Origin of the sequence: Pseudomonas sp. AFG_SD02_1510_Pfu_092 (genome assembly GCF_003331055.1) — a bacterium.
Classification (GTDB): Bacteria; Pseudomonadota; Gammaproteobacteria; order Pseudomonadales; family Pseudomonadaceae; genus Aquipseudomonas.
In genome coordinates this window covers 153,344-162,308 of record NZ_PUQD01000003.1, presented here as the reverse complement: position 1 = coordinate 162,308, position 8,965 = coordinate 153,344, and the positions used below count along the sequence as shown (strand labels likewise).

Below are 8,965 nucleotides of genomic sequence, written 5' to 3'. Positions count from 1 at the left end.
TTTGATCGTTCCCTTCCCCACGTTAACGTCGGCACTATCGGCCACGTTGACCACGGTAAGACCACTCTGACCGCAGCTCTGACTCGCGTCTGCTCCGAAGTTTTCGGTTCGGCAGTCGTTGAGTTCGACAAGATCGACTCGGCTCCGGAAGAAAAAGCGCGCGGTATCACCATCAACACCGCTCACGTCGAGTACAACTCGAACATTCGTCACTACGCTCACGTTGACTGCCCAGGTCACGCTGACTACGTGAAGAACATGATCACCGGTGCTGCCCAGATGGACGGCGCGATCCTGGTTTGCTCGGCCGCCGATGGTCCGATGCCACAAACCCGTGAGCACATCCTGCTGTCCCGTCAGGTAGGCGTTCCTTACATCGTGGTCTTCCTGAACAAGGCTGACCTGGTAGACGACGCTGAGCTGCTGGAACTGGTCGAGATGGAAGTTCGCGACCTGCTGTCCACCTACGACTTCCCAGGCGACGACACCCCGATCATCATCGGTTCGGCTCGTATGGCGCTGGAAGGCAAAGACGACAACGAAATGGGCACTACCGCTGTCAAGAAGCTGGTAGAAACTCTGGATGCCTACATCCCTGAGCCAATTCGTGCCGTTGACCAGCCGTTCCTGATGCCGATCGAAGACGTATTCTCGATCTCGGGTCGTGGTACCGTTGTTACCGGTCGTATCGAGCGTGGTATCGTCCGCGTTCAGGATCCGCTGGAAATCGTTGGTCTGCGTGACACCACCACCACCACCTGCACCGGTGTTGAGATGTTCCGCAAGCTGCTGGACGAAGGCCGTGCTGGCGAGAACTGCGGCGTTCTGCTGCGTGGTACCAAGCGTGACGACGTTGAGCGTGGCCAGGTTCTGGTCAAGCCAGGTTCGGTCAAGCCGCACACCAAGTTCACCGCAGAAGTCTACGTTCTGTCGAAGGAAGAAGGCGGTCGTCACACTCCGTTCTTCAAAGGCTACCGTCCTCAGTTCTACTTCCGTACCACTGACGTGACCGGTAACTGCGAACTGCCGGAAGGCGTTGAAATGGTAATGCCAGGTGACAACATTCAGATGACTGTCACCCTGATCAAGACCATCGCAATGGAAGACGGTCTGCGCTTCGCTATCCGTGAAGGCGGTCGTACCGTCGGCGCCGGCGTCGTAGCAAAAATTATTGAATAAGTAGTTGATTTACTTGATCAGGCCGGTATAATGGCCGGCCTGATACAGCGTTACAGGTCAGTAGCTCAATTGGCAGAGCGACGGTCTCCAAAACCGTAGGTTGGGGGTTCGATTCCCTCCTGACCTGCCATTTCACCTCGGTGTGATGGCTTTCTTCTCACAGGATCCTCCTCGATGACTCCCAAATCTGAAGCCCAAGAATCGCGTTTTGATCTGTTCAAGTGGCTGGCTGTAGTGGCTTTGGTGGTTGTCGGTGTAGTGGGTAACCAGTATTACTCCGCATCCCCGATCCTGTATCGCGTCCTTGCACTTCTCGTCCTGGCTGCTGTCGCGGGCTTTGTTGCCTTGCAGACTGCGAAGGGCAAGTCGTTCTTTACGCTGGCGAAGGAAGCTCGTACCGAGATTCGTAAAGTCGTGTGGCCGACCCGCCAGGAAACCACCCAGACCACGCTGATTGTCGTGGCTGTCGTGCTGGTTATGGCACTGCTGCTGTGGGGTCTTGATTCCCTGCTCGGCTGGGCGGTCTCCTTGATCGTTGGCTAAAGGTGATCCGTGGCTAAGCGTTGGTATGTTGTGCATGCTTACTCGGGTTACGAGAAGCATGTAATGCGCTCCCTGATCGAGCGCGTCAAGCTGGCTGGCATGGAAGACGGTTTCGGCGAGATCTTGGTCCCGACCGAAGAAGTCGTCGAAATGCGCAACGGCCAGAAGCGCAAGAGTGAGCGTAAATTCTTCCCTGGCTATGTATTGGTCCAGATGGAGATGAACGAAGGGACTTGGCACTTGGTCAAGGATACCCCTCGTGTGATGGGCTTTATTGGTGGTACCGCAGACAAGCCTGCGCCGATCACTGATAAAGAAGCTGAGGCCATCCTGCGTCGCGTTGCCGACGGTAGCGACAAGCCGAAGCCGAAGACGCTGTTCGAGCCGGGTGAAGTGGTTCGAGTCATTGACGGTCCGTTCGCCGACTTCAATGGTAGTGTCGAAGAGGTTAACTACGAGAAGAGCCGCCTGCAGGTTGCAGTGCTCATTTTCGGTCGCTCTACTCCGGTAGAGCTCGAGTTCAGCCAGGTCGAAAAGGTCTAGGCGGACGAAGCATCCCATACCCCGCAGCCCTGTGTGCTGCGGGGTTTTGTCGTCACTGGGATAAAACGCAAGTCATCCGGGGAGCCATCAGGCGTTCGTACCCGATTTTGGAGTAGCTCATGGCTAAGAAGATTCAGGCTTACATCAAGCTGCAAGTTAAGGCCGGCCAGGCCAACCCAAGCCCACCCGTTGGTCCAGCACTGGGTCAACACGGTGTGAACATCATGGAATTCTGCAAGGCCTTCAACGCCCGTACTCAGGGTCAAGAAGCCGGCCTGCCGACTCCTGTGATCATCACTGTCTACAGCGACCGTAGCTTCACCTTCGAGACCAAGAGCACCCCTGCCTCGGTTCTGCTGAAGAAAGCTGCTGGCCTGACCAGTGGTTCGGCTCGTCCGAACACCGTTAAAGTCGGTACCGTTACCCGTGCTCAGCTGGAAGACATCGCCAAGGCTAAACAGGCTGATCTGACTGCCGCTGACCTGGACGCTGCTGTACGCACCATCGCTGGCTCTGCCCGCAGCATGGGCCTGAACGTGGAGGGTGTGTAATGGCTAAGCTGACCAAACGCCAAAAGGCAATCGCCGAAAAAATCGAAGCAGGCAAGGCCTACAACTTCGAAGAAGCGGCAACTCTGCTGGCCTCGCTGCCTGCTGCCAAGTTCGTAGAGTCCTACGACATCGCCGTTAACCTCGGTGTTGACCCGCGTAAATCCGACCAGGTCGTACGTAGCGCTACTGTGCTGCCGCACGGCACTGGCAAGACCGTTCGCGTTGCCGTCTTCACCCAGGGTCCAGCTGCTGAAGCCGCTCTGGCTGCCGGCGCTGACCGCGTAGGTATGGACGATCTGGCTGCCGAAATGAAAGGCGGCGACCTGAACTATGACGTCGTCATCGCATCGCCTGATGCCATGCGCGTTGTAGGTCAGCTGGGTCAGGTTCTGGGTCCTCGCGGCCTGATGCCTAACCCGAAAGTAGGTACCGTGACCCCAGACGTAGCCGGCGCCGTCAAGAACGCCAAGGCTGGTCAGGTTCGCTACCGTACCGACAAGAACGGTATCATCCACACCTCCGTTGGCAAGATCGGCTTCGAAGCTGGCAAGCTGAAGGAAAACGTTGAAGCCCTGATCGCTGACCTGAAGCGTATCAAGCCAGCTTCCTCGAAAGGTATCTACGTCAAGCGCGTTACCCTGAGCACCACCATGGGCCCAGGTCTGGTCATCGATCAGAGCTCGCTGAACGTGTAAGAACATGGCGGCGCGACCTGTCGTGCCGCCAGCAAAAATTGGGGTCCCTGCCTGGCGGGGGCTATCCAAGACCGTAGGCGGCGCAAGCCTTAAAATTCCAGCCCACGCAGATGGTGCTCCCGATTCGTTACCGAATCAGACACCAAAACGACATCCGGCTTCGGCCAGATGAAACGGTAAAAACCAGGAGTAAACCCGTGGCAATTAAACTCGAAGACAAGAAGGCCATCGTCGCTGAAGTCAACGAGGCTGCCAAAGTCGCTCTGTCCGCTGTCGTGGCCGATGCCCGTGGTGTGACTGTAAGCGCAATGACCGGACTCCGTAAAGAGGCCCGCGAAGCTGGCGTTTACGTACGTGTCGTACGTAACACCCTGCTCAAGCGCGCTGTTGAAGGCACCGAATTTTCGATCCTCAACGACGCGTTCAAAGGCCCGACCCTGATTGCTTTCTCCAACGAACACCCGGGCGCTGCTGCTCGTCTGTTCAAAGAGTTTGCCAAGGGTCAGGACAAGTTCGAGATCAAGGCAGCTGCGTTTGACGGCAATTTCATTGCAGCGAACCAGATCGACGTGTTGGCTACCCTGCCGACCCGCGACGAAGCTATCGCAAAACTGATGAGCGTTATTCAAGGCGCCACCAGCAAGCTGGCTCGTACTCTGGCAGCCATTCGCGACCAGAAAGAAGCTACCGCCGCCTAAGGCGCGCGAACTCTTTCAAAATCATACGTTTAATTTGATGGCTGCGTAGGCTGTCACCCCAATACAGGATTTAAGTCATGTCTCTGACTAACGAACAAATCATCGAAGCAATCGGCCAGAAAACCGTTCTGGAAGTTGTTGAGCTGATCAAAGCTATGGAAGAAACCTTCGGCGTTACCGCTGCTGTTGCCGCTGCTGGCCCAGCTGCTGCTGCTGCCGTTGTTGAAGAGCAGACCGAGTTCAACGTCGTTCTGACCGAAGCTGGCGACAAGAAAGTAAACGTGATCAAGGCCGTTCGTGAACTGACCGGTCTGGGCCTGAAAGAAGCCAAAGAGAAAGTCGACGGCGCTCCTCAGGTTATCGCTGAAGGCGTTTCGAAAGAAGCCGCTGAAGACGCGAAGAAGAAGCTGGAAGAAGCTGGCGCTAAAGTCGAGCTGAAGTAATCTCGACCTTGCGACTCCAGTCCGAGCGTTGAGCGAAGGGCTGATGGCTGGTGGCTTATGCCACCGGCCTTTTTCCGTTATTGGTGGCCGGTCAGGCCGGCCCCGATAACAAGCTGCAAGACACCCATGTGGGTGGCGCAAACCAAGGGGTTTGCACGATTTTCTGGCTGCTCCCGCCGGGAGAAGCCAAACAAGCAGGTGACCAAGCTGGGGAACGCTGATGGCTTACTCATACACTGAGAAAAAACGTATCCGCAAGGACTTTAGCAAGTTGCCGGACGTCATGGATGTGCCTTACCTCCTGGCCATCCAGCTGGATTCGTATCGCGAATTCCTGCAAGCGGGAGCATCCAAGGATCAGTTCCGCGACGTCGGCCTGCACGCGGCCTTCAAATCGGTATTTCCGATCATCAGCTACTCCGGCAATGCTGCCCTGGAGTACGTAGGCTATCGCCTGGGCGAACCCGCCTTCGATGTGAAGGAATGTGTCCTGCGTGGCGTGACCTTCGCGGTCCCACTGCGGGTCAAGGTGCGCCTGATCATCTTCGACAAGGAATCGTCGAACAAAGCGATCAAGGACATCAAAGAGCAAGAAGTCTACATGGGTGAAATCCCCCTGATGACTGAGAACGGTACCTTCGTTATCAACGGTACCGAGCGTGTGATCGTTTCCCAGCTGCACCGTTCGCCTGGTGTGTTCTTCGACCACGACCGTGGCAAGACTCACAGCTCCGGCAAGCTGCTGTACTCCGCTCGCATCATCCCTTACCGCGGTTCCTGGCTGGACTTCGAGTTCGACCCGAAGGACTGCGTGTTCGTACGTATCGACCGTCGCCGCAAGCTGCCGGCCTCGGTGCTGCTGCGTGCCCTGGGTTACAGCACGGAAGAAGTGCTGAACACCTTCTACACCACCAACGTGTTCCACGTTTCCGGCGAAAAACTCAGCCTGGAACTGGTGCCGCAGCGTCTGCGTGGTGAGGTTGCGGTCATGGATATCCATGACGAAACCGGCAAAGTCATCGTTGAGCAGGGTCGCCGTATCACTGCGCGCCACATCAACCAGCTCGAGAAGGCTGGCGTGAAGCAGCTGGACGTTCCAATGGAATACGTCCTCGGCCGCACCACCGCCAAGGCCATCGTGCATCCGGCTACCGGCGAGATCCTGGCCGAATGCAACACCGAGATGACCACCGAGCTGCTGATCAAGGTCGCCAAGGCACAGGTTGTCCGTATCGAGACCCTGTACACCAACGACATCGATTGCGGTCCGTTCATCTCCGACACCCTGAAGATCGACACCACCAGCAACCAGCTGGAAGCTCTGGTCGAGATCTATCGCATGATGCGTCCAGGTGAGCCGCCAACCAAGGATGCTGCCGAGACCCTGTTCAACAACCTGTTCTTCAGCGCCGAGCGTTACGACCTGTCCGCCGTTGGTCGCATGAAGTTCAACCGTCGTATCGGTCGTACCGAGATCGAAGGTTCGGGCGTGCTGAGCAAGGAAGATATCGTCGAGGTTCTGAAGACCCTGGTCGACATCCGTAACGGCAAAGGCATCGTCGACGACATCGACCACCTGGGTAACCGTCGCGTACGTTGCGTCGGCGAGATGGCCGAGAACCAGTTCCGCGTTGGCCTGGTGCGTGTCGAGCGCGCGGTCAAGGAACGCCTGTCGATGGCGGAAAGCGAAGGCCTGATGCCGCAAGACCTGATCAACGCCAAGCCGGTTGCGGCGGCGGTGAAAGAGTTCTTCGGTTCCAGCCAGCTGTCCCAGTTCATGGACCAGAACAATCCGCTCTCCGAGATCACCCACAAGCGCCGCGTCTCCGCACTCGGCCCTGGCGGTCTGACCCGTGAGCGTGCCGGCTTCGAAGTCCGTGACGTACACCCGACCCACTACGGCCGTGTGTGCCCGATCGAGACCCCTGAAGGTCCGAACATCGGTCTGATCAACTCCCTGGCAGCCTATGCCCGCACCAACCAGTACGGCTTCCTTGAAAGCCCGTACCGCGTGGTGAAGGAAGGCGTGGTCAGCGACGACATCGTGTTCCTGTCGGCCATTGAAGAAGCGGATCACGTCATCGCCCAGGCTTCGGCCGCGATGAACGAGAAGAAGCAGCTGATCGATGAGCTGGTAGCTGTTCGTCACCTGAACGAATTCACCGTCAAGGCGCCGGAAGACGTCACCCTGATGGACGTCTCGCCGAAGCAGGTTGTTTCGGTCGCTGCGTCGCTGATTCCGTTCCTCGAGCACGACGACGCCAACCGTGCGTTGATGGGTTCGAACATGCAGCGTCAGGCTGTACCGACCCTGCGTGCCGACAAGCCGCTGGTAGGTACCGGCATGGAGCGCAACGTTGCCCGTGACTCCGGTGTCTGCGTGGTTGCTCGCCGCGGTGGTGTGATCGATTCGGTCGACGCCAGCCGTATCGTCGTTCGCGTTGCTGACGACGAAGTGGAAACCGGCGAAGCAGGTGTGGATATCTACAACCTGACCAAGTACACCCGTTCGAACCAGAACACCTGCATCAACCAGCGTCCGCTGGTCAGCAAGGGTGACAAGGTGCAGCGTGGCGACATCATGGCCGACGGCCCGTCCACCGACATGGGTGAACTGGCGCTGGGTCAGAACATGCGCATCGCGTTCATGGCATGGAACGGCTTCAACTTCGAAGACTCCATCTGCCTGTCCGAGCGTGTGGTTCAGGAAGACCGCTTCACCACCATCCACATCCAGGAACTGACCTGTGTGGCGCGTGACACCAAGCTTGGCCCAGAGGAAATCACTGCGGACATCCCGAACGTGGGTGAAGCCGCACTGAACAAGCTGGACGAAGCCGGTATCGTCTACGTGGGTGCCGAAGTCGGCGCTGGCGACATCCTGGTCGGCAAGGTCACGCCAAAAGGCGAAACCCAGCTGACTCCGGAAGAAAAACTGCTGCGCGCGATCTTCGGTGAGAAGGCCAGCGACGTTAAAGACACCTCCCTGCGCGTGCCGACCGGCACCAAGGGTACCGTCATCGACGTACAGGTCTTCACCCGTGATGGCGTCGAGCGCGACAGCCGCGCCCTGGCCATCGAGAAGATGCAGCTGGACGAGATCCGTAAGGACCTCAACGAAGAGTTCCGCATCGTCGAAGGCGCAACCTTCGAGCGTCTGCGTTCCGCCCTGAACGGCCAGGTGGTCGACGGTGGCGCGGGCCTGAAGAAAGGCACCGTGATCACTGACGAAGTGCTGGACGGTCTGGAGCACGGCCAGTGGTTCAAGCTGCGCATGGCTGAAGATGCACTGAACGAGCAGCTGGAAAAGGCTCAGCAGTACATCGTCGACCGTCGCCGTCTGCTGGACGACAAGTTCGAAGACAAGAAGCGCAAGCTGCAGCAGGGCGATGACCTGGCGCCGGGCGTACTGAAGATCGTCAAGGTTTACCTGGCAATCCGCCGTCGCATCCAGCCGGGTGACAAGATGGCCGGTCGTCACGGTAACAAGGGTGTTGTCTCGGTAATCATGCCGGTCGAAGACATGCCCCACGACGCCAACGGTACTCCGGTCGATGTCGTACTGAACCCGCTGGGCGTACCTTCGCGTATGAACGTCGGTCAGATCCTCGAAACCCACCTGGGCCTCGCGGCCAAAGGTCTGGGCGAGAAGATCGATCGCATGATCGAAGAGCAGCGCAAGGCCGCTGAACTGCGCGTGTTCCTGACCGAGGTCTACAACGAGATCGGCGGTCGTCAGGAAAACCTCGACGAGTTCACCGACGAAGAGATCCTGGCTCTGGCCCACAACCTGAAGAAGGGCGTGCCAATGGCTACCCCGGTCTTCGACGGTGCCAAGGAGCGCGAGATCAAGGCCATGCTGAAGCTGGCCGACCTGCCAGAGAGCGGCCAGATGGTGCTGTTCGATGGCCGTACCGGCAACAAGTTCGAGCGTCCTGTGACCGTTGGTTACATGTACATGCTCAAGCTGAACCACTTGGTGGACGACAAGATGCACGCGCGTTCCACTGGTTCCTACAGCCTGGTTACCCAGCAGCCGCTGGGTGGTAAGGCGCAGTTCGGTGGTCAGCGTTTCGGGGAGATGGAAGTGTGGGCGCTGGAAGCATACGGCGCGGCATACACCCTGCAAGAAATGCTCACAGTGAAGTCGGACGACGTGAACGGCCGTACCAAGATGTACAAGAACATCGTGGATGGCGATCACCGTATGGAGCCGGGCATGCCCGAGTCCTTCAACGTGTTGATCAAAGAGATCCGTTCGCTCGGTATCGATATCGATCTGGAAACCGAATAACACGTGACGCGAAGGGGAG

8 protein-coding genes and 1 tRNA gene are annotated in these 8,965 nt (G+C 57.9%); all 9 read left to right on the top strand.

Annotation, left to right across the window (positions count from 1 at the left end; all coding sequences use genetic code 11):
* A partial coding sequence (gene tuf / locus C6A77_RS03040) for an elongation factor Tu (RefSeq protein WP_114167953.1) occupies positions 1 to 1,179 on the top strand: 1,179 nt, incomplete at its 5' end.
* A 54-nt stretch (positions 1,180 to 1,233) separates the two neighbouring features.
* Positions 1,234 to 1,309 (top strand) — tRNA-Trp (locus C6A77_RS03035).
* Positions 1,310 to 1,353: 44 nt separating this feature from the next.
* The gene (gene secE, locus C6A77_RS03030; RefSeq protein WP_114167947.1) at positions 1,354 to 1,722 is read left to right on the top strand and encodes a preprotein translocase subunit SecE; all 369 of its coding nucleotides are present in this window, start codon (positions 1,354 to 1,356) and stop codon (positions 1,720 to 1,722) included.
* Positions 1,723 to 1,731: 9 nt separating this feature from the next.
* Positions 1,732 to 2,265 carry a transcription termination/antitermination protein NusG gene (nusG, locus tag C6A77_RS03025; RefSeq protein ID WP_003255501.1) on the top strand — a complete coding sequence of 178 codons (534 nt, stop codon included), beginning with the start codon at positions 1,732 to 1,734 and terminating at the stop codon, positions 2,263 to 2,265.
* 119 nt (positions 2,266 to 2,384) lie between these two features.
* The gene (gene rplK / locus C6A77_RS03020) at positions 2,385 to 2,816 is read left to right on the top strand and encodes a 50S ribosomal protein L11 (RefSeq protein ID WP_003255500.1); all 432 of its coding nucleotides are present in this window, start codon (positions 2,385 to 2,387) and stop codon (positions 2,814 to 2,816) included.
* A complete protein-coding gene (gene rplA, locus C6A77_RS03015; protein ID WP_085626170.1) occupies positions 2,816 to 3,511 on the top strand; it encodes a 50S ribosomal protein L1 in 696 nt (231 codons plus the stop codon). The genes rplK and rplA overlap by 1 nt, the downstream gene beginning before the upstream one ends.
* A 197-nt stretch (positions 3,512 to 3,708) precedes the next feature.
* Positions 3,709 to 4,209 carry a 50S ribosomal protein L10 gene (rplJ, locus tag C6A77_RS03010; protein ID WP_016715872.1) on the top strand — a complete coding sequence of 167 codons (501 nt, stop codon included), beginning with the start codon at positions 3,709 to 3,711 and terminating at the stop codon, positions 4,207 to 4,209.
* 77 nt (positions 4,210 to 4,286) lie between these two features.
* Complete coding sequence (rplL, locus tag C6A77_RS03005) at positions 4,287 to 4,652, top strand: 50S ribosomal protein L7/L12 (protein WP_085626169.1); 366 nt, start codon at positions 4,287 to 4,289, stop codon at positions 4,650 to 4,652.
* A 220-nt stretch (positions 4,653 to 4,872) separates the two neighbouring features.
* Complete coding sequence (rpoB, locus tag C6A77_RS03000) at positions 4,873 to 8,946, top strand: DNA-directed RNA polymerase subunit beta (protein ID WP_114167946.1); 4,074 nt, start codon at positions 4,873 to 4,875, stop codon at positions 8,944 to 8,946.
* The last annotated feature ends 19 nt before the right edge of the window (positions 8,947 to 8,965 follow it).